Origin of the sequence: Rothia sp. HMSC069C04 (assembly GCF_001812895.1) — a bacterium.
GTDB lineage: Bacteria > Actinomycetota > Actinomycetes > Actinomycetales > Micrococcaceae > Rothia.
The window spans coordinates 196,859-218,085 of the sequence record NZ_KV810742.1 but is presented as its reverse complement, the minus strand read 5'-3'; the positions used below and the strand labels follow the sequence as shown (position 1 = coordinate 218,085).

Genomic DNA, 21,227 nt, shown 5'->3' with positions numbered 1-21,227 from the left:
AAAACCCCGCCCCGGTAGATGTGCGAACATGCTACCGTGGCGGGGGTATCCCATAGAAAAATCTGTTGTTAAGTGCGAGCATGTGGGTTCTCGCGCTAAGGCTCGTAATGAGCGGAGAAGAGGAAACCTAGTCCAGGTTCTCCGCAACCACAACGCGCGGGGGAGTCTTCACGACCACCGGAAGCGCCTGAGTCGGCGGGTTCTGCGCGTCGTTCTTCTCCTCCGGCAGGGTCAGGTCCTGCGAGCTGAACACCAGCTCCGCCTTACCTTCCTTCAGATGGTAGAAGACACCAATCACGGCGACCTTGCCCTCAACCACCGCATCCGAAATGATGTGGGACTGCTCAATAATTCGGATGGCGGTCTGGCGGGTGTGCTCACGCACCATGTCGTTGACGACCGGGTTCTCCGGCAGCTTCGGAGACATCACCGAAGGCAGGATGTGCTGCACCAGGTTACGGATGAAGCCGTGCGGCATCTCGCCGGACTCCAGGGACTTGCTGGCCGCAGTCACAGCACCGCAGGAGTCGTGACCGAGAACCATCACAATGGGGGTCTCAAACTCATCAACCGCGTACTCCAACGAACCGAGCGCGGCATTCTCCAAGACGTGGCCGGCGGTACGCACCACGAACGCGTCGCCCAGGCCCAGGTCAAAAATAATCTCTGCCGCGAGGCGAGAGTCACCGCAACCGAAAATCGAGGCGAACGGGAACTGACCCGATGCCAGGTCGGTACGGCGAATCGTGTCCTGGTTGGGGTGCTCATTGCTACCCTCAACAAAACGGCGGTTACCGTCCTTCAGACGCTTCCATGCTTCTGCGGGAGTCGGTTTGATGCCAGCCATGTGATGCTCCTTAGCGGACAAATACAGATAACGCGTGCCGTCGGAGCCAGCGAATCTGCGAACGGGTATATGGGGCTTCAGGCGCTCGCGCTGAAGCTCAGCTCCTTGCCGGGAGCCTCCCGGAGAAAGAACCTACCTCAAATATGCCTTAAATATGCGAAAAATAGCTAGTTTGGCACGCCTTCACAACACCCAAAATCAGTGCCTCAGAGCGTATGAAGCGCCGAAGAGAGACGCAGCCCTCACCAATTTGCCGCATCTGCTCACCTTAAAGTCAACACGCACGCAAACTCGTTCAGAACAAGAAAAACGAAGCGCCCGCGCGCTATCCTGAAAGGAGCACTACTGCGTCGGCGACTTCGTGCTGGAAAGAACCAGCCAGCCGACGGTGTATTCAGAAATCTCGAAGGTGAGTCTATGACTACGAACAACAACCACGGCGATCGCAACCTCGCAATGGAACTGGTCCGCGCGACTGAGGCAGCAGCAATTGCTGCAGGCCCCTGGGTCGGCGCAGGCGAAAAGAATCTCGCAGATGGTGCAGCCGTAGACGCAATGCGCTACCGCCTCTCCACCGTCAACTTCAACGGCACCGTTGTCATCGGTGAAGGCGAGAAGGACAAGGCTCCCATGCTGTACAACGGCGAGAACGTCGGCGACGGCTCCGGTCCCTCCCTCGACGTGGCGGTTGACCCCATCGACGGTACCCGCTTGACCGCACTCGGCATGGACAATGCCCTCTCCGTGATTGCTGTGGCAGACGGCGGCACCATGTTCGACCCCTCCGCAGTGTTCTACATGGAGAAGCTGGTCACCGGCCCCGAAGCCGCAGAGTTCGTCGACCTGCGCCTGCCCGTCAAGCAGAACCTGCACCTGGTCGCTAAGGCTAAGGGCAAGAAGGTCAGCGAGCTGACCGTATGCGTGCTGGACCGCCCCCGCCACGCCAAGCTGATCCAGGAGATTCGCGAGGCCGGCGCCCGTACCCGCATCATCCTCGACGGTGACGTCGCCGGCGCTATCGCAGCCTGCCGCGAAAACACCGGCGTGGACCTCATGCTCGGCACCGGCGGCACCCCCGAAGGTGTTGTCGCAGCATGCGCTATCAAGGCAACCGGTGGCGTCATCCAGGGCCGCCTGGCACCGACCGACGAGGCAGAACGTGAAAAGGCACTGGAAGCCGGCCACGACCTCGACCGTGTGCTGACCACCAACGACCTGGTCACCAGCGACAACTGCTTCTTCGCCGCAACCGGTATCACCGACGGCAAGCTGCTGCGCGGCGTGCGCTACAGCAAGAACGTTGTGACCACCCAGTCGCTGGTTATGCGTTCCTCCTCGGGTACCGTGCGTACCGTCGAGGCAGAGCACCGCCTCTCCCGCCTGCGCGAGATTCTCTCGCACACCAAGAGCCCCGAAGAGCAGTAATCTTCGAAGCGCAGTAATCCTCGAAGCGCAGTAATCCTCGAAGGGCAGTAATCTTCGCCCCCGCAAGGGCTGAGGAGCCGCGCTAAGACTCCTCAAACATTGCACATACATACACAGGGAGCCGCCCCCACCGAAGAACTCGGTGAGGGCGGCTCCCTCATGTATTTAGCTTTTAGTTCTCAGGATACGCCCCAGTAAGGACGAGCCTGAACCCGTTAGCGAGAGCGGAAAGACTGAACCTTCGCCTTCGCCTTCGACACAGCATCACGAACTGCCGGACGAGCCTTGTACGCCAGCGTGTAGGCGCGGTAACCCAACGAGGTTACCGGAACATCCCAGGTACCCGGGTACTCCACCGACTCGCCGCCGAAGGACTTCTTGAACTTCGTGAAACCAGCCCACTCGTGATCCGGCTGATCCTCCGGCGCAATACCGAAGAGGTCAACGTACTTCAGACCCTTACGCTTAGCGTCCAGGATAAAGTTCGTCACCACCACAACACCTGCACTAAGGTTGCGGTGCTCAAAAGAAGCCGCAGCGTGCGCGTAGGTGCGGGTGTCATCCGAATCGTACACAAACGCCGCCGCGATCGGGGTGCTCTCACCGTTCTCATCGGTCAGCTTCGCAATGTACAGGGACGCCGCACCGGCGGGCATCAGCACGCGAGCAACCTGCATCAGGTACTCATCCTGCTGACGGTTAAAACCGTTACGGTCCGCGGTTTCCTCGAGGAAGCCGAAGAGAATCGTCATATCCGAGGGATTGGTCGAAACCTCAACGGTCACGCCCTTTTTGTGGAGATTACGATGACGATTACGGTAACTGGGGATCATTCCCTTGAGGATTTCGTCCTCAGAGCCCGAAAGATCAATAATCTGAGTGTGCGAAGGCTGCACCTGGCGAGGAGCCAGAACCGCGCCGCGACGAGCCAAGAAAGCAGCCGCATCCTGATCGCCCCAAATAGCGGATTCAGTGGGTTCAATGCGCACAAACAGGCAACGAAGCTTCGCAGCCTCTTCCTTCAATGACGCGAGAGCCTCATCAAAAGCCACAGCGCTGGAGGCGACCGGTCCGTACGGGCTGTACAGGTAGCGGCCGGTAGCGCCGCCCTCAACGGTTGCAAGGTACGACCAGCCGTTACCGCTCTTACGGATTACGGTGTGACCATTAGATTCCTGAAAACGTGCCCAAATATCGGACTGAAGAATATTGCTCATACTTCTAGTGTATCCGAGCTTAGGGAACGTAAGCCTGGGGCTCCGACGACGCTTCGGGAGCAGAAGCGGGGCGGGGGGCGGAGGAGCTCTCCTCCGCCTCGCGCTCGGCCGCTGCCTTAGCCTTCGCCTCGGCAACTCGGGTGCGCAGAGCGGCTCCCTTGTCCATCGCGGTCTGGCGCAGATCCTGAGAGAACTGACGCAAATCAGCGTGAACCTGCTGAGCAAACGCATCGGTACCCGAACCCAGAATACGCAGAGCCAGCAGACCCGCATTGCGAGCACCGTTAATGGAGACGGTAGCTACCGGAACACCGGCGGGCATCTGAACAATCGACAGCAGCGAGTCCATGCCCTCGAGGTTCTTCAGACGCACCGGAACACCAATCACAGGCAGAGCGGTCACGGAAGCGAGCATACCGGGCAGGTGAGCAGCACCGCCAGCACCGGCAATAATCACGCGGATACCGCGGCTGTGAGCCTTCTTGCCGTACTCAATCATGTCCTCGGGCATGCGGTGTGCAGAAACAACATCAGCCTCGTAAGGGATGCCGAACTCGTCCAGAACCTCGGCTGCGGCCTCCATGACCGACCAATCCGAATCCGAACCCATCACAATGCCAACAATAGGCTGGGAAGAATCATAGGGAGACTGAGACATAATCCTCATATCCTTTCAGGATGCGGTGGCGAACCACCATCATTAGGGGGATCCGGATACGCAGGATGCTCTCACCCCACGCACCGGCTAAAACAGGGGCTATAGGGGGCGGCCGTCACGCAAAATGGAGGCGGCATTCGCGGCGCTATGACGCAGCGCCTCAAGCTCAGCCACCGTGCCGGTAATGTTCACGTGACCAATCTTGCGGCCCGGGCGGGTTTCCTTGCCGTAGAAGTGAATCTTTGCGCGCGGTTCAGCCGAAAGCGCCAGCGGATAGACGCCAAAGATATCTTCGTTCTCACCGCCCAGGTAGTTCTTCATCACGGCAACACCCTCCAACACGGAGGTATCACCCAGCGGAAGGTCAAGTACCGCACGCAGGTGCTGCTCGAACTGGCTGGTCACCGAGCCGTCCTGAGTCCAGTGGCCAGTATTGTGCGGGCGCATCGCCAGCTCGTTGATGTAGAAGCCGGCGGGGGAGCCGGGAACCTCGAAAAGCTCAGCCGCCATTACACCGGTCACGCCCAGCTCGGAGGCAATGGTCACAGCAGCGGCTGCGGCAGCCTCAGCGATCTCGGGGTCCAGGTTCTGCGCGGGGGCAATAACCTCGTCGCAGATAGAGTTCACCTGGATGGTCTCAACGACCGGCCAGGGGCGCACCTCGCCGCTCTCACGGCGAGCCACTAGAGCGGAGAGCTCACGGGTGAAGGGCACTTTCTCCTCGGCAAGCAGGGCGGAGAAATCAGCGCGGGAAGGCAACTGCTCGAACCACGCAGTACTGCGCTCGCGAGCCTCCTCGGGGGAATCCAGAACGAGTACGCCCTTGCCGTCGTAACCGCCGCGCGGGGTTTTCAGCACTACGGGCCAGCCGATTTCATCGCCGAAGGCGAGCAGCTCGTCCAGGGTAGAAACCTTAGCCCAGCGGGGGTTCGGCAGGCCCAGACGCTCAATAGCGGCGCGCATCAGGAGCTTGTCCTGAGCGTACTGCAGAGCCTCCGGGCGGGGTTGCACATTTACGCCCTCTGCCATGAGGGTGCGCAGAAATTCAGTGGGCACGTGCTCATGATCGAAAGTGATGACATCCTTGCCGCGAGCAAATTCGCGGAGGGTGTCCAGATCTTTGTAGTCCCCGACGGGAGCGGTACGTACCGCTGCCACGGCGCCAACGGTGGGCGCCTCCGCGAGAATCTGCAGGTTCAGGCCAAGGTTAGTTGCTGCGGGAGCCATCATGCGGGCCAGCTGGCCGCCGCCGATGACACCAATTACGGGTCCAGTCACAGGGTAAGTCACATCACCTAAGTGTACCGGGTTCGGAGTGCTTATGGGAGCAAGACCACATGAAGGTCGCAGAATGGGTTCAACTGGGCTTCAGAGCCCAATATTTGGGCGTGAATACCGGAAGAAATCGTAAAAACCTGCCTTCTGCGCGGTCAGGCAGAGACGAAACTATCAGCGCATGATGAAAAGAGTCACCCGGTAGCTGAGAGGTCTATGGAAAAACTCCCAAAGGGACAAACAACGTACCGGGACTGTACTAACATATAAGAGCTTGTAAAAGAGACCGAAGCGCCACGCAGTGACAACGTAACCAACGCTCACCGTCGCAGCATCGGCACCTTTTTCTCCGATAAAACCCCGCTAGATAGGCCCCGCATGAGCGCACAGACGAAACCGACCATTACCGAACGCCTGAAATCCCTCTGGGACAGCTACGGTATTGAGGTTCTCAAATTCGGTACCGTGGGCGGCGCCGCCTTCATCGTCAACTCTGTAACGGTGTGGGTGCTGATGATGACTATCATGTCGGAGTCCCACACCAAGGCGAAGGTCGTTGCAAGTATTGTCGCAACCATCTTCTCTTGGCTCATGAACCGCCTGTGGACCTTCCGCGACTCCCGCTCCGAAAACTGGAAGCGCGAAGCTATCGAGTTCGGTCTGGTGAACCTGCTCGGTATTCTCGTCGAAGCCGGCTGTGTGGCATTCAGTACCTACGTGCTGAACCTGCGTACCCCCGAGGCGTCCTTCATCTCCGGTACGATTATCGGTACCATTCTGGGCACCATTCTTCGCTACTTCCTCTACCGCTTCTGGGTGTACGGATCGCACCGCAAGCAGGTTGAAAAGGGCGAAGGCACCGACCACGAAGAGCTCGGCCGCATGTTTGATGAGGCCGCCGCCATTCTCGACGGCGAAGAAACCACCAAGCAGAAGGCACGCTCTGAGGCGGCTGCATCCGAGGCGCAGTCGAAGCCCGGCTCGCAGAACTCCTAAGCTCCTCGGATTGTAGAAGCAGCATAGTTAGAACGTGATATAACGATTCATCCCCCGATACGAACGGTATCGGGGGATGAATCATTTAAACCCCTATGTGCTTGTTGGTGCTGTGTCTGCTGGTACCCTGCGCGGTCGTTAGCCTTCCGCGCGATTTTTCGGGCAACAGGGGAAGGCGCATTATGCGCGGGGAATCTCCACCGCACGCTCAGCAACCATCAGAGAGGCCAGCTGTCCATCCTGCCAGTTGACGCTCGGGTCAGCCACAAACACCGCATGCCCCGAAGCCAAAATAGCTAGGACCTCCAGCAGAGCGCTCAGGGTCGCCTCCGAAGCATCAAAACCGTAGTCGGGGCTCAACTCCAGTGCGAGCGCCCGCTGCCCCGAAGGTAGCGTGTACCCCGCCGTGCGATAGGTCTGTGCCTGCGCAAGAACCTGCTCGTAGGCTTCCGCATAGCTGAAACCCTCAATAATTTCTGCCGAATCATCGGGAAGTAGACCCGAGTACTGGTCGCCAAAGCTGCGCACCAGAGCGCAGTAATCGAGTACCTCCTCGGCGTGCGGAGCCAGTGCCTGCAGATCGCCGGTGTAGGAAAGAGCCAGCGGCGCACGGTCAACCGCCAGAAGGTACACGGGGTCATTCGTGTAGCCCGCCTCCTGCTCGGTGCAGACCACGGCAACCAGCGGCTCGTCCTGATCGAGGATCGCGCCCACGCGCAGAGCCGCCAGACCCAGAACAATAGTGCGCCAGTGCAGGGGAGCCTGCAGATCAAAACCTTCATCGGGCGCCAGTTCGCATTCTTCAACCAACAGGTTTGCGCTCTTGTCTACCCAGTTCATGAGGACCCTGCCGGAGAGCTCAATACGCTCGCCTGCCGCCGAATACCAGATGAGGGCGGGAGTTTGTTGAGTGCTGAGTTTCTCGAAGAAACGGTTCAGAGTCGTGGGCGCGGACGCGCCGGTGGGGGAGAGAGTAACCATGGGTTTCACTCTACCTCACGGTTCAGAAGGAGCGGAGGCGCAGGGACAATTCCGGGAGCGGAGAGGAGGGGAGGGCCGATTGCCGGGCTAGAAAAGTACAGAAGTAAAGTAAAAACTTCTGATGGTGCTTGAAAAAACCTAATGATGAAAAACCTTTGCACTAACTAAGGTCCTATTTTGAAATAGGGCATGCAGATAAATTGGGAATATAAATGTTTCGCAATAAGCCTGGAAAAATATGCAGAACATGGATGTCAAAAAGATAAACTTTTCTTTTCGAATTTCCTGAAAATTTCTGGGAGTGGGGTTTGGGGGATTCCTACAGGGGGTTGCACCGCCGACTTCCCTTATATTTGCGGTCAAGATGCGGAATTTGCATTCGGTGGCAAGTGGTCCTGAAAGGGGAAATTTGAGGCTGGCTCAAGATGTGACCAGGGGCAAGTGAAGGGGTGAAAAATATATAAAGGTCAAATTCACATTAAATATGACGCCTGTAACACATACATCTAAACATTGATTAAGTCTAGTTTGACGAAACGGCGTGTCGCACGTCTAATAGATATATAAGCGTGTTTGCTCTGGAAGGGACCGTAGAGGCCAGAGCAAACCATGCCACACCATACACACGAAGATTCCGTCCACGACGGATCCGCAGACTCATTAAGTTCACAATGAGAATACGGAAGGAAAACCCATGGGCTCCTACATTGCATCCGACCGCTCTGTCGCGGCCGCGCGCGCATCAGGCGCTCAGCGCCGTAGCATGAATCCCACTCAGCCCCTCGAAAAAGCCGCCGACGCCTTTCTCACAGAAGCAGAACGAAACATGCCTGCCTGCACCGACGTATGGACCGCCGCGGCAGGACTCTACGGAACCGAAGGCGAAGACGGAGAACTCGCCTGGCAAGCTGAAGCGCTTTGCGCCCAAACCGACCCCGAGGCCTTCTTCCCCGAGAAGGGCGGCTCCACCCGAGACGCCAAAAGGGTATGCGGTGTATGCCCCGTGCGCGAAGAATGTCTACAATATGCAATGGACAATGACGAGCGCTTCGGAATTTGGGGCGGGCTGTCAGAACGTGAACGCCGCCGACTGCGCAAGCAGGCGAGCTAAGCCAGGAAGGTACCATCTACATGCAGACCGCACGACTGTGCTCCCGCCAGACCTGCCAGCGAGAGGCGACTGTTACTCTCCACTACTCCTACGCAGACTCCACGGCACTTATCGATGCACTCTCTGAATTCCGCGAACCCCACGCCTATGACCTCTGCAACCATCACGCTGCACGGCTGACGGCACCCCAGGGTTGGCGCGTGGTCTACAAGGTACCCGTTCAGGGTGCGGACACCACCGAATCCTAGAATTCGAACCCAAGATTTAAACACCCGAATGCAAAGAACCTTCCGCGAATTCATGCGGAAGGTTCTTTGCATATGAGAAACTGGCAGATAGTACAGACACCCGCAACTCACTCAAACACCGATCACTCGAAAAGAACGCGAGATCCATGAGCAAAGAAACACACCGAGGAATGTGGGGCGCACTGCGCCCGGCCATCCGCCGCACCAGTGCCGAAGAACTACTCCACGCCCGACGCACCGAAACTAAAACCAGCGAACCGGCACCGCACACCGGCGCCTTCGGGCGCATCGCAGCAGACGTACCCACCGTCGCCGAAGAACCCGACCTGCCTACCGGCTCCGTACCCGTCGTACCCGCACGCAGCAAACTACGCGAACAGGGCGTCGGCACCCGCGTGCGCACCCGCACCAACGTCTCCACCGGCTTCGTGCCCCTCGTTCGCGACTCGCAAAGCACCCCCAAAAACCCGACCCTCAGCGACCTCAACCGCGAAACCATGCAGAGGGCAGCAGAAGCAGAAGCAGCAGCAGCAGAAGCCGAAAAAGCCGCTGAAGCAGAAACCGTCGCCACAGCGGAGGCGGCAAGCGCCTCCACCGCCGGACGCAAGTACCGCACCGAAACCACCCGCACCGGCCACACCCAAGCGGTCGCAGACCCCAACGCGCCCCTGTCCTCCCTGGCAGCCTCACCCGAGGCCGCAGAACGCGCCGCGGCACGCGAAGACGCTGTGGAAGACACCCCGCGTTTCCTCAAGCTCCGTGCAACCCTCATCGCGCTCACCGTACCGCTGACCGTACTCATGATCGCGATCCGCACTGTAGCTTCCGCGCCCTTCCTCTGGCTCGAATATCACCGCCCCGGATTCCCCGAAGACAGCTACGGCTACTACCTCGTCGAGAGGATGCGCCTGGGCTCCTACGGCGTGGACTACATCAACAACTTCGCGCCGCGAGAATACCTCGCCCGCGTTACCACCGGTGCCGACAATACCCTCGCCTTCACCGAAGCAGAAGTGAACCACATGCACGACGTGAAGTGGGTACTGCTCATCGCCACTGTAGCCGTTGCCGCGCTCTTCTTGGTGACCCTCTTTAGCAGCATTTCCCTGCGTGAGCGCGCCCCCGGAACCATCCGCCGCAGCCTCTTCACCGGCGCGTGGATTACCCTGGGACTCATCGCGGTGCTCGGCGTTGTGGGCTTCTTCGGCTGGGAATGGCTGTTCACCACCTTCCACCAGGTGTTCTTCCCGCAGGGCAACTGGGATTTCTCCGTACGAAGCTCCCTCATCCGCCTTTACCCGCCGCAATTCTGGATCGATGCAGCAATCGCCGTAGCGGTCCTCGTAGCAGCGCAGATTACCCTCCTGCTCGTGACCACCTGGCCCACCAAATACCGCAAGCTTAAGGCAGAACGCCGCCGCCAGGAACGCCAGGACCTGCGCGTCAAGCTCGCCTCCGCACGAGTCGGCGACAACTAACACACGCGTCGGCGACAACTAAAAATCATCAGCCACTTCCCCGTGCAGACCAGCGCGGAAAGGGCACCCAAAGGGGGCTGGGCTCTACCACACGGTAGAACCCAGCCCCCTTTGCTATACCTAAGCTCGCATCGCTCGCGCCTGAACCCAGGACTAAACCTGAGTCTAAGACCAGGTCTAAAACCTCAGCCTAAAACCTGAGCCTAAATCCAGGACTTAAACCACATATGCGAATACCACTGCTCATACGGAATCACCTGAGCAGTCCACAGCGGCATAAAGTACGCACTCAACATCAGCACACCCACCAGGTAAATCGCCACCAGCGTCACGCCCAAACGGGCACGCAACACCGAACCGCGAGCACCCGACAGTGCCAGACCCAAAACACCCGCCAACAGCAGGATCAGGAACGGCTCAAAGGACAGAGCGTAGAAATAAAACATCGTGCGAGTCGGGTACATAAACCACGGGAAATAGCCCGCACCGAACACAACCAGCAGCGCACCAAAACGCCAATCACGCTTCAGCACCAAAACCAGAAGCGCCACAATAATCGCCGGAATAAAAGCCCACCAAATCGCCGGGTTACCGATATTCAAAATAGCCTCGGAACAGGACTTCACGGTACAACCCGAAGAACCCAGCTTCGGCGACTCATAGTAGTACGAGGTCGGGCGACCCAAAACCAGCCACTGCCACGCCTGCGAAGAATACGTATGCGGGCTGCTCAAACCAGAATGGAACTTAAACGCCGAGACATGGTACTCCCACAGGGAACGCAAATCCTCAGGAAGCCACATGACACCCTTGCCCGGGTTCTCAACCGCCCAGCGGCGGAAATACGCATTCGACGACTGGAACCAGCCCGCCCAAGTGCTCAGGTACACCAGCAGACCCACACCAATCATCTGGAAGAACGCGGGGATGCCGTCACGCACCAGCGCCGTCAAACCCCACTTGTCCAGGCCAACAATACGGCGAGCATTAATATCCCAGAACACCGTCAGCAGACCCATCGCCGCAATAAAGAACAGCGAATTCCACTTCACACCCACCGCAGCACCGGCGCACACACCGGCAGCAAAACGCCACAGGCGCAGACCCATACTCGGGCCCCACGGCATCGGCGGAAGCACACCGCTATTCTGGCGTGCCGCCTCCGCAATATTGCGCGCCAACACGCGCCGCGCCTGAATACGGTCAAGCACCAGACACACAAAAGTCGCTAAAATCCAGAACATCTGGAAAATATCCAGCAGAGCCAAACGAGACTCCACCAGCATCAGGCCATCCACAGCAGCCAGCAACGCCGCAATAGTCGCCACCGTCATCGAACGGAACAGCAACCAGCCAGCATAGGCAATCAACGCCACCGACAGGGTGCCAATCACCGCAGCAGAAACACGCCAACCAAAGGGATTATTATCACCAAAAATCGCCATGCCCGCTGCGATCATCCACTTACCCAACGGCGGATGCACCACATACTCCGGCGAATCCGTCAACAGACCCGACGGGTGACCCGCCGCAAAGGACGCATTAGCGTCCTTCGACCAGCTCAACTCGTAGCCATAATGCACATACGAGTAAGCGTCCTTGGCGTAGTAGGTCTCATCAAAAACAATGGCGTTCGGATGCGCCAAATTATAAAAACGCAGAATACCGGCAACCAGCACAATCAGTGCGGGCGCCAGCCAACCCCAACGCGGGGCACGAATATAGGCAACAGCGAGCGCATCCAGCAGCGAATCGAGGCTGTAACGACCACGTTCAGACGAAGAACGGGCAGAACCAGCCGAACCAGCCGGAGCGGCAGATGCGGGAGAAAGTAGCTTAGGTATCTTCACCCCATCAATCCTAAAGGGTCAGAACGCACGATGCACCATTTCAGCCCGTGAACAGCATATATGACGCGCTCGGAGCCCCACCCGCACTAGCTACTTCTATCGGCGGGCTCACCCGGTAAGCCCGCCCGGCACCGGATTGAGCGCGGGCGTTACACTTAGTGGGTACACGAAGACCAGACACAGACATGAGGCCTGCCATGACCGCACCCGCAGAATACACCGAAGAAACCACCGACCCCTCAGAAACGGTCGAGGCACCCCAGACTGACACCGCTGATACCGCTGACACCGCCGTCACCTCCGAAGAAGGCGGCGTGCTCATCCTCGGCGGCACCCCCATCGGCAACCTTGCCGATGCCTCCGACCGACTGCGCTCAGCCCTCGCCACCGCAGATCTCATCGCCGTCGAAGACACCCGCAAGCTACGAACCCTCGCCTCCGGGCTTGGTGTGCGCACCCGCGGCCGCATCATCGTCAACCACGACCACAACGAAGCCGAACGTAGCGAAACCATCGTGCAGGCGGTACAGGACGGTCAGCGTGTGCTGCTGCTCTCGGACGCGGGCATGCCCGCCATCTCCGACCCCGGCTACGTTGCCGCCGCAGCCGTCGCAGAAGCCGACCTGCCCGTCACCGTGGTGCCCGGCCCCTCCGCGGCGTTGACCGCGCTCGCGCTCTCCGGTTTGCCCACCGGACGATTTACCTTTGAGGGTTTCCTCGCCCGCAAGGGCTCCGAGCGTTCGCGCCGCCTCGCCTCGCTGGCGGGGGAGGAGCGCACCATGATTTTCTACGAATCCCCGCACCGTACCGCCGCAACCCTGGCAGACTTCGTGCAGATCTTCGGCGCTGACCGCCGTGGAACTGTCAGCCGTGAGCTAACCAAGCTCCACGAAGAGGTTCGACGCGGTACCCTGGCAGAGCTTGCCGAATGGGCTGAGTCTGAGCGCGTCCGCGGCGAAATCGTCATTATTGTCGAGGGTGCACAAGCCCCCGAAACCCCCGAAGCACAGGACGTAGTGCAACTGGTCCTCGACCGTGTAGCGGGCGGCGAGCGCCTCAAGAGCGCCTGCGCCGCGGTTGCCGCTGAGACCGGCACCTCCAAGCGCGACCTGTATGAGGCGGCACTGGCTGCCCGCTCCGAATAGCCCAGAATCACCGCGCAATTTTACCCCCTAAGTTTTACCCCGCTGTTTTATCCCGAGGATTTATCAATGTGTCAGAGCTATCCCGGTCCTGAAATCACCCAGGAGTACCTGAACTCCCTCGCCGCCCTGGCGAACTACACCCTGCCCACCCCCGCGGCACTTCAGGCAACCGCCCTGCCTAACGGCTGGACGCCTGTCCCCGGTGAAGTCCCCGCACCCTATAAGGCGGAACTCTACACCGGCATCAGCGACGCCGAAGGGGGAGAAGGCACCCGCCGTCGCTCCACCACCGGCGAGAACGGCCGCAGCCGTAACCTGGTCTTCCCTCCCGCCCCCGAGCCGCTGCCGTACCCCATCGTGGATAACCACACCCACATGGACCTGCTCGACGGCGAAGTGGAAATCAGCGCCCGCGATGCAATCGACGCCGGCGAAAAGCTCGGCATCGCCGGCATTGTGCAGGTCGGATACGATATCCCCTCCTCCCTGTACGCGGTCGCCGCCGCGCAGGCTGATGAGCGTGTCCTCGCCGCCATTGCGATTCACCCCAATACCGCCCCCGAGCTGGCTACAGCCGGTCAGCTGGAGGCGGCGCTAGCCACCCTCGACGAGCTCGCCACCGCCGACCGTGTACGCGCTATTGGTGAGACCGGCCTGGACTATTTCCGCACCGGCGAGGAGGGTAAGGAAGCACAGCACTACAGCTTCCGCGAGCATATTCGCATTGCGAAGAAGCACAACCTGGCGTTGCAGATTCATGACCGTGACGCGCACGAGGATGTTGTGCGCATCCTGGATGAAGAGGGCGCACCGGAACGTACCGTGTTCCACTGCTACTCGGGCGGCCCGGAGCTTGCCGAAATCTGCAATGAGCGCGGCTGGTACATGAGCTTTGCCGGCACGGTGACTTTCAAGAACTCGAAGGGTATTCAGGAGTCGTTGGAGATGGCTCGTCCGGAGCTGATTCTGGCTGAGACCGATGCGCCGTTCTTGACTCCGCATCCGTTCCGCGGCCGCCCGAATGCGTCCTACATGACGAACTACACGGTGCGGTTCATGGCGGCTCACCGCGGCGAGGAGCTGGAGGCGCTCTGCCGCCGTATTCGTGAGAATTCGGAGCGCGTTTACGGTCAGTGGTAGGCGCGTACAGCCTGTAGCGGAGAGCTACTCTGGATCGCCTGCGTATTGCCTTGGCTCCAAAGATGCGTTTGGCGAATGCAAAGAACGCCCTGGACGCCACCATTGATGAGGTGAAGCAGCGTCTGGGCAAGGCGAAATAAGTAAGCCTCTTTGAGAAAGCCTTTCTTTGTCATATATGTATGGCGGGGAGAGGCTTTTTTGTAGCTATTTTCAGCTCTAGTGCGTGAGGTAGCATGTAACGTGCGAGACATAACAGGGGGCCGTACGCCAATTGTTGGGTACTATCATTCAATTGAATGATAGTGTATTTTTATACATACGATTCATCACTCACTGACTGGGCGACTTGTTATCGTGCGCGCATATTTTCTGCGCGCTTTGCGTTTGTCGTTGCCAAGTCAATACTCGGCACTCATGCGTGGCTTCTGTCGTTTCAGATAAAGACTGTATGGGCGTGCCACAGCAAAGGGAAAACCATGGCAAAAATCCTGAAATACGTTCTGGGACTGGACGACGCGAACCGTTTTGATTCTTTCTTCTCGGTGGGGGCACCCGCTCAAGATTTTCAGCGTTATTCTGCGGTGGATAACCGCGATGATCACGTCACTGATGCGCAATTCGATAGCAAGCAGTTCTTGGCTCGTTACGGTAAAGAGCCGAGGCCTGCCGAGAAGGGTTGCGCTTTGAGCCACTACCACATGTGGAAGGACTTCCTCGCTTCAGATGCCGACTGGGCTTTGTTTGCTGAGGACGATGTCCTCATTTCCCCTGACCTGCAACCTGTAGTGGATAGGATTATCGAAAAGTATCCTCACGTGCAGATGGTTAACCTGGGCGATATCTACGCTTCTGAAGCTGGCAAGCTCACCCCGCAGGTTGATTACCCTCGTCTTTCGTTGCTTTCTCCTTTTGTGTACGGCAAGTACCGTATGGGTAATGCCTATGGTTCAAAGCCTCTGTATGGTGCTGCCCTGTATCTTCTTTCGCGTTCTGGGGCTGAACGACTCGTGGAATGTTATGGAGAGACGGTTCCTGGCGTTGTTGCCGATGATTATTCCCTCTATCGAGAATGGGGGGTAGACGTATATTTGGTGCAACCCGGTCTATGCGGTTGGGAAGGTACTAGCCTCATTCAAACTTCTGGCGTTCGTCACTTGGAAAGCCTCAAGAGCACGCAGCATGGCACTGGTTTTCTCGATCGGTTGCGCATCGCCCTGGCGCCGAAGAAGCGTATTGCGAACGCGAAGAATATTCTGGAAGCCACCATTGATGATGTGAAGCAGCGCCTGGGACGATAACCCAGAGACGGATTGGGCTACTGTCATCACATAAAAATCTAAATATGTGGGTCTTCTGCCTGTCCAGTATCCCCTCCCTATTGTGTATATCCGGTAGGGAGGGGATTTTTGCTGTGCACCAGTACGACGCGTGCCACATCGCGTTTTAACCTGAGGAGACCTGAGATTGGCGCATGGTGAATGATAGAATTCTTTTTACGTTGCACTGCGGTGTGCGTATTTATCACACGCTCAATATTTCAGACTCCCTGCCGTTTACGCACTGATTTTTAAGATTGATGAACCCCTCTGTTGTGCAGGTGGTCTGAAGTTCTGAAAACTCATCATTAACCGACGCGATCTTCTACTGCTTAGGTCTTCTGGATGAGCTATTGAAGGGAAAAACATGGCAAAGATTCTGAAGTATGTTCTGGGCCTGGATGGCGCGAACCGTTTTGACTCGTTCTATTCGGTGGGCGCACCCGCGCAGGATTTTGTCCGTTATTCTGCGGTGGATAACCGCGATAATCACGTCACTGATGAAGAATTTGACGTTGAGTTTTTCCGTAGCCGCTGGCATCGCGACCCGAGCCCCGCGGAGAAGGGTTGCATGCTTAGCCACGTGAAGATGTGGCGTGACTTTGTTGCGAGCGACGCCGACTGGGCACTGATTGCTGAAGACGACATTCTTCTTTCTCCGGATGCTGAGGCGGTGGTGAACGCAATCATCACGAAGTACCCGCAGGTGCAGCTGGTGAACCTCAGCGATTCTTTTGCGAATGATGCCGGCAAGCTGAACCCGCAGGTGGAATACATCCGCCTGTCTCTGCTGTCTCCTTTTGTGCACGGTAAGTACCGTATGGGTAAGCCGTACGGTACTTGGCCCCTGGTTTGCACCGGTCTGTACCTGATTTCCCGTTCGGGTGCTGAGCTTCTACTCAAGCAGTTTGAGGACAAGGCGCCGGGTACTGTGGCTGATGATTATAGGCTGTACCAGCTGTGGGGTGTGGATGTGCGTTTTGTGCAGCCTGGCCTGTGCGGCTGGGAAGGCAGCAGCGTCATTTTGGAATCCGGTAAGCGTCATCTGGATAAGGTGAATAGCCTCCAGCACGGTACTGGTCCGCTGGATCGAGTGCGTATTGCTTTGGCGCCGAAGAAGCGTATTACAAATGCTAAGAACGCTCTGGAAGCCACTGTTGATGAGGTAAAGCAGCGTTTCTCGCGGTAACCTAAACTGTAACCTCCCCACCATCCACCTATGTGAAGGAACGCTGTGAACGATCTGCCCCTGCTCGGCCCTGCTGAGATTCGTGAGCTTGCCGAGATGCTCGGTATTCGTCCGACGAAGACTCTTGGGCAGAACTTTGTGATTGACCCTAATACGATTCGTCGTATTGTCAATGCGGCAGAGATTTCACCGGAGGAGACGGTGCTGGAGGTCGGCCCGGGCCTGGGGTCGCTGACCCTGGGTATTCTGGACGCGGCGAAGGACATGGTTGCGGTTGAGATTGATCCGCCGCTGGCTCAGCAGCTTCCGCACACGATTGAGAAGTTCCGCCCCGAGAAGGCGGGCGATATTGATGTGGTGCTCATGGATGCCCTGAAGGTCACCGAGCTGCCCCGCACTCCGGATGCTCTGGTGGCGAACCTGCCCTATAACGTGGCGGTTCCGGTGCTTCTGCACCTGTTTGCGCAGTTCCCGAGCATCCGTCACGCCCTGGTGATGGTTCAGGACGAGGTTGCCGACCGTCTTTCGGCGACCCCGGGTTCAAAGATTTACGGTGTGCCCTCGGTGAAGGCTAATTGGTATGCCGAGGTGTATAAGGCGGGCGTGATTGGCAAGAACGTGTTCTGGCCTGCACCGAAGATTAACTCGGGCCTGGTGGGTTTCCACATGCGCGAGGAGCCTCTCTCTACCGTTGACCGTGACCTGGTGTTCACGATTGTGGACGCTGCTTTCGCTCAGCGCCGTAAGACTCTGCGTGCTGCGTTGAGTTCCTGGGCGGGTTCGGGTGCGCGTGCGGAGCAGATTCTGGTGGCTGCCGGTATCGCTCCGACGGAACGCGGCGAGAAGCTGGATATTCACGGTTTTATCCGTATTGCGGAGGCTTCGCTGACTGTCCCGGCTGAGCCTGTAGCGGAGTAGCTTCTTCTCATTCTAAATTTTTCACTGACGTTCTCACGCGAATTCCCGCGCGAAAGGTGTATGCGCTGATGAGTACCGCCTCCCAGGTTGCTATTTCGGTTGATGCTCCCGGTAAGGTCAATCTGTACCTCGCCGTGGGGGACGTCCGTCCGGACGGCTACCACCCGTTGACTACGCTTTTTGCGGCGGTCTCTTTGACGGAGACCATCACGGTCTCTGAGGGGCAGGCACCGGGGCTGAGTCTGAGTATGGATATTGTGCCCGGCTCCCTGGTGGATCAGCAAATGCAGGCGGGGCAGTTCGACCCTGCCGACGTGCCGATGGATGAGCGGAATCTTGTGTACCGTGCCGCTGCGCTGATTCTTGCGGAGCACGGCATCGAATCTGTCCCGGCGCTGCACCTGCATATTGCGAAGGCTGTGCCCGTGGCTGGCGGTATGGCTGGCGGCTCAGCGGACGCTGCTGCTGCCCTCATTGCTACGGACCGCTATCTGTGCGCAACCGGCCGCACCGGTGCGCTCCTGACCCAGACGGATTATGAACGTCTTGCCGCGCAACTGGGCGCCGATATTCCCTTTAGCGTGCGTGCCGCGCTCGGGCAGACCCTCGCACTGGGGCAGGGGACCGGTACCGAGCTGCAGAATATTGCGGCGCCTCGGGAACCTCTGCACCTGGTGATTGTTGCCGCGCAGTTTGGCCTCTCAACCCCCAGCGTATTCAAGCAGCTGGACGCGGGCCGTGCCGCCGGTGAGTATCCCGCCTCCGGCGAGCTGATGGAACCCGTAGAGCTTCTGAGCGCCCTGAATTCTTATGACGGTTCGGAGGCGGCGCTCGCCTCCTTGGCGCTGCTGCTACGTAATGACCTGCAGACACCCGCACTTTCGTGCGCCCCGCAGCTGGAGCAGACCCTGAACCTGCGCGATAGCGAGGGCGTGTACGCGTCCCTGGTGTCCGGTTCCGGCCCGACGGTGCTTCTGCTGGCTTCTTCGCAGACTCGGGCGGAGGCTCTTGCGTCCACTCTTCGCGCTGCGGGCAACCACGCGGTGAGCGCGGTCAGTGCGGGCTAAAAAATCTGCGGTGTGTCTTGAAAAGTCTCGTACTTTCTCTCCCGAATATGTTGTTCGGCTTTGGGAGAAGCTTTTCGGTTCTATTCACCGTTAGCCGCCGCTGTAGTGGAGAGCTGAATATATACACAAATGCCGGTTCTAGATTGAATCTAGAACCGGCATTCTTCTATGCCAATAGACCTTAGCCTAGTAGCTCGGAGAGTTCGAGCCAGCGCATTTCTAGCTCGTCAATCTCATCCTGAAGTGTCTGCTGCTGCTCGCCGAGTGCCGCTAAACCGGCGTAGTCCGAGGCGTCGTGCGCGCTCATCTGCTCGGAGAGCTTCTCCTGTTCTGCAGCGAGCTTGGCGAGGCGGCGTTCAATCGCACCGGATTCCTTCTGCGCCGCACGCAGCTCGGCACCGGAGACCTTCGGGGTATCCGGCTCAGCAGAAGCCTGCGCCGAGGAGGCGGCACGCGCCTGCACGCTACCGGCGGCAGAACCGCCGGCACCGGCTGCTGAGAGCGCCAAATACTCGTCCACGCCGCCGGGCAAGTGACGGAACGAACCGTCAATCACGGCGTACTGCTGATCGGTGACACGCTCCATGAGGTAACGGTCGTGGCTGACCACCAGCAGGGTGCCCGGCCAAGTGTCCAGCAGGTCCTCCATCGCGGCGAGCATATCGGTGTCCAGGTCGTTGGAGGGCTCGTCGAGAATCAGCACGTTCGGCTCATCCAGCAGAATCAGCATGAGCTGCAGGCGACGCTTCTGACCACCCGAAAGGTCCTTGACCGGGGTAGACAGCTGCGCGCTCGTAAAGCCCAGACGCTCCAGCATCTGCGAAGGGGATAGCTCCTTACCATCGGCAATGTAGCTACGCTTCTTACGGCCAATCACATCCGAGACGCGGTCGTTAGCAACCTCGTTGAGCTCATCGAGTTGCTGGGTCAGGGTCGCAATCTTCACGGTCTTACCGTGCTTGACCCGGCCCTCAGTCGGCTTCAGGTCGCCCGTCACCAGGGAGAGTAGGGTGGACTTACCCGCGCCGTTCACGCCCAGGATGCCGGTGCGCTCGCCGGGGGCAATACGCCAGGTAACCTTCTTCAGCACCGGGCGCTTGCCGCCGGGCATCGAGGAATCGTCGTAGACGACGGAAACGTTTTCGAGATCGACCACGTCCTTGCCGAGGCGGGAGACCGCCATCTTCTTCAACTCCACGGTGTCGCGCACGGGCGGAACGTCCGCAATGAGGGCATTGGCGGCATCAATGCGGAACTTCGGCTTGGAGGTACGTGCGGGCGCACCGCGGCGCAACCAGGCGAGCTCCTTGCGCATCAGGTTCTGACGCTTCGCCTCCGCAGCGGCTGCCTGACGGTCACGTTCCACACGCTGCAGAATATACGCCGCGTAGCCGCCCTCGAAGGGCTCGACGATGCGGTCGTGCACCTCCCAGGTGTCGGTACAGATTTCGTCGAGGAACCAGCGGTCGTGGGTGACAACCATGAGGCCGCCCGCGTTCTTTGCCCAGCGCGACTTCAGATGGTTGGCGAGCCAGGTGATGGCTTCAACGTCCAGATGGTTGGTGGGCTCGTCGAGCATGAGTACGTCCCACTCCTGCGCGAGCAGTGAGGCGAGCGCTACGCGTCGGCGCTGACCGCCGGAGAGCGAAGAGACGGGGGCATCCCAGGGCAGGTCAGAGACCAGACCGGAGATGACATCGCGGATGTGTGCCTGCGACGCCCATTCGTATTCGGGGGTGTCGCCCACAATTGCGTAGCCGACGGTGTGGTCGTCATTGAGGACGTCTGACTGGTCGAGGTAGCCGATGCGGGTGCCGCCGCGCACGGTAACGCGGCCGGAGTCCGGTTCGAGCCGGCCGGCAAGAATCTTCATGAGGGTGGACTTGCCGTCGCCGTTGCGACCGACAATGCCGATGCGGTCGCCTTCGTTCAGGCCGACCGTGATGCCTTCAAAGATGGTTCGGGTAGGGAATTCGAGGTGCAGCGATTCGCCGCCAAGTAGATGTGCCACGCCTTCTAGGGTACAGGGTGAGTCTTCAGTTCAAGTAGCGCCCCAAGCTTTGATGAGGGGCTACTTGGCGGTGCTGAGAAAAGCTGTGGGGATTGCGGGGCGCGCGGCTAAGTTGAGCACAGATATTTGATAAACTGAGGAAAGCATTTCCTGCATTGCGCTGTTCTATGCCCAAAATGGCGGTCAATGACGATGAGGACCCGCTAGCGGGGGCTTGTCGTGAATGTAAGGATAATCCGCCATGGTGTAATGGCAGCACAGCGGCCTTTGGAGCCGTTTGTCTAGGTTCGAGTCCTAGTGGCGGAGCGTAAGCACTCAACGGCACCGTTGATAGAGAGTTAGCGGTCCGCGCTCA

The 21,227-nt window shown here is 58.8% G+C and carries 18 protein-coding genes and 1 tRNA gene; 12 read left to right on the top strand and 7 right to left on the bottom strand.

The features are described 5' to 3' along the window. Window positions 1-127: 127 nt before the first annotated feature. Window positions 128-847: a carbonic anhydrase gene (locus HMPREF2879_RS06010; RefSeq protein WP_070635026.1), complete on the bottom strand. Its 720-nt coding sequence runs from the start codon at window positions 845-847 to the stop codon at window positions 128-130. A gap of 417 nt (window positions 848-1,264) precedes the next feature. Between HMPREF2879_RS06010 and glpX the strand changes: the two genes are divergently transcribed. Continuing rightward, window positions 1,265-2,272, top strand: a complete 1,008-nt coding sequence (gene glpX / locus HMPREF2879_RS06005; protein ID WP_049327916.1) for a class II fructose-bisphosphatase — start codon at window positions 1,265-1,267, stop codon at window positions 2,270-2,272. 215 nt (window positions 2,273-2,487) lie between these two features. Here the strand turns inward: glpX and HMPREF2879_RS06000 are convergent, their stop codons facing one another. The 3 genes from HMPREF2879_RS06000 to HMPREF2879_RS05990 all read right to left on the bottom strand — a co-directional run bounded on the left by HMPREF2879_RS06000 (window position 2,488) and on the right by HMPREF2879_RS05990 (window position 5,437). Next, window positions 2,488-3,489 (bottom strand): lipid II:glycine glycyltransferase FemX, encoded by a 1,002-nt coding sequence (locus HMPREF2879_RS06000; protein WP_070635025.1) that lies wholly within the window; start codon window positions 3,487-3,489, stop codon window positions 2,488-2,490. Between the two features lie 19 nt (window positions 3,490-3,508). Beyond that, the gene (gene purE / locus HMPREF2879_RS05995; RefSeq protein WP_049350050.1) at window positions 3,509-4,147 is read right to left on the bottom strand and encodes a 5-(carboxyamino)imidazole ribonucleotide mutase; all 639 of its coding nucleotides are present in this window, start codon (window positions 4,145-4,147) and stop codon (window positions 3,509-3,511) included. A 99-nt stretch (window positions 4,148-4,246) separates the two neighbouring features. Further along, entirely contained in the window at window positions 4,247-5,437 is a 1,191-nt protein-coding gene (locus tag HMPREF2879_RS05990; protein ID WP_070635024.1) for a 5-(carboxyamino)imidazole ribonucleotide synthase, read from the bottom strand. Between the two features lie 363 nt (window positions 5,438-5,800). Between HMPREF2879_RS05990 and HMPREF2879_RS05985 the strand changes: the two genes are divergently transcribed. Then, entirely contained in the window at window positions 5,801-6,418 is a 618-nt protein-coding gene (locus tag HMPREF2879_RS05985) for a GtrA family protein (protein WP_070635023.1), read from the top strand. 180 nt (window positions 6,419-6,598) lie between these two features. Here the strand turns inward: HMPREF2879_RS05985 and HMPREF2879_RS05980 are convergent, their stop codons facing one another. Next, window positions 6,599-7,399 (bottom strand): TIGR03089 family protein, encoded by an 801-nt coding sequence (locus HMPREF2879_RS05980; protein ID WP_070635022.1) that lies wholly within the window; start codon window positions 7,397-7,399, stop codon window positions 6,599-6,601. 694 nt (window positions 7,400-8,093) lie between these two features. Between HMPREF2879_RS05980 and HMPREF2879_RS09645 the strand changes: the two genes are divergently transcribed. The 3 genes from HMPREF2879_RS09645 to HMPREF2879_RS05965 all read left to right on the top strand — a co-directional run bounded on the left by HMPREF2879_RS09645 (window position 8,094) and on the right by HMPREF2879_RS05965 (window position 10,236). Continuing rightward, window positions 8,094-8,510, top strand: coding sequence for a WhiB family transcriptional regulator (locus tag HMPREF2879_RS09645; RefSeq protein WP_049362311.1), 417 nt, complete (start codon window positions 8,094-8,096; stop codon window positions 8,508-8,510). Window positions 8,511-8,530: 20 nt separating this feature from the next. Further along, window positions 8,531-8,758 carry a DUF3499 family protein gene (locus HMPREF2879_RS05970; RefSeq protein WP_049355905.1) on the top strand — a complete coding sequence of 76 codons (228 nt, stop codon included), beginning with the start codon at window positions 8,531-8,533 and terminating at the stop codon, window positions 8,756-8,758. 146 nt (window positions 8,759-8,904) lie between these two features. Beyond that, window positions 8,905-10,236, top strand: a complete 1,332-nt coding sequence (locus HMPREF2879_RS05965; RefSeq protein WP_070635021.1) for a DUF1461 domain-containing protein — start codon at window positions 8,905-8,907, stop codon at window positions 10,234-10,236. A 203-nt stretch (window positions 10,237-10,439) separates the two neighbouring features. On the opposite strand, the gene HMPREF2879_RS05960 is transcribed toward HMPREF2879_RS05965, so the two are convergent. Next, on the bottom strand, window positions 10,440-12,086 hold the full coding sequence (locus HMPREF2879_RS05960) for a dolichyl-phosphate-mannose--protein mannosyltransferase (RefSeq protein WP_070635020.1): 1,647 nt from the start codon (window positions 12,084-12,086) through the stop codon (window positions 10,440-10,442). Window positions 12,087-12,283: 197 nt separating this feature from the next. On the opposite strand from HMPREF2879_RS05960, the gene rsmI reads away from it, so the two are divergent. From rsmI to HMPREF2879_RS05925, 6 genes are all read left to right on the top strand, one after another. Continuing rightward, window positions 12,284-13,231, top strand: coding sequence for a 16S rRNA (cytidine(1402)-2'-O)-methyltransferase (rsmI, locus tag HMPREF2879_RS05955; RefSeq protein ID WP_070635019.1), 948 nt, complete (start codon window positions 12,284-12,286; stop codon window positions 13,229-13,231). Between the two features lie 66 nt (window positions 13,232-13,297). Next, a complete protein-coding gene (locus HMPREF2879_RS05950; RefSeq protein WP_070635018.1) occupies window positions 13,298-14,371 on the top strand; it encodes a TatD family hydrolase in 1,074 nt (357 codons plus the stop codon). 476 nt (window positions 14,372-14,847) lie between these two features. Continuing rightward, window positions 14,848-15,669: a glycosyltransferase family 25 protein gene (locus HMPREF2879_RS05940; protein WP_044150717.1), complete on the top strand. Its 822-nt coding sequence runs from the start codon at window positions 14,848-14,850 to the stop codon at window positions 15,667-15,669. 385 nt (window positions 15,670-16,054) lie between these two features. After that, window positions 16,055-16,876, top strand: coding sequence for a glycosyltransferase family 25 protein (locus HMPREF2879_RS05935; protein ID WP_070635017.1), 822 nt, complete (start codon window positions 16,055-16,057; stop codon window positions 16,874-16,876). 45 nt (window positions 16,877-16,921) lie between these two features. Next, on the top strand, window positions 16,922-17,794 hold the full coding sequence (rsmA, locus tag HMPREF2879_RS05930) for a 16S rRNA (adenine(1518)-N(6)/adenine(1519)-N(6))-dimethyltransferase RsmA (RefSeq protein ID WP_070635016.1): 873 nt from the start codon (window positions 16,922-16,924) through the stop codon (window positions 17,792-17,794). A 68-nt stretch (window positions 17,795-17,862) separates the two neighbouring features. Further along, window positions 17,863-18,861 (top strand): 4-(cytidine 5'-diphospho)-2-C-methyl-D-erythritol kinase, encoded by a 999-nt coding sequence (locus tag HMPREF2879_RS05925; protein ID WP_070635015.1) that lies wholly within the window; start codon window positions 17,863-17,865, stop codon window positions 18,859-18,861. Between the two features lie 181 nt (window positions 18,862-19,042). Here HMPREF2879_RS05925 and HMPREF2879_RS05920 read toward each other — a convergent pair whose 3' ends face one another. Then, window positions 19,043-20,872 (bottom strand): ABC-F family ATP-binding cassette domain-containing protein, encoded by a 1,830-nt coding sequence (locus tag HMPREF2879_RS05920; protein WP_049362297.1) that lies wholly within the window; start codon window positions 20,870-20,872, stop codon window positions 19,043-19,045. A gap of 235 nt (window positions 20,873-21,107) precedes the next feature. Here HMPREF2879_RS05920 and HMPREF2879_RS05915 point away from each other — a divergent pair. Beyond that, window positions 21,108-21,178: transfer RNA gene (locus HMPREF2879_RS05915), tRNA-Gln, on the top strand. Window positions 21,179-21,227: the final 49 nt, after the last annotated feature.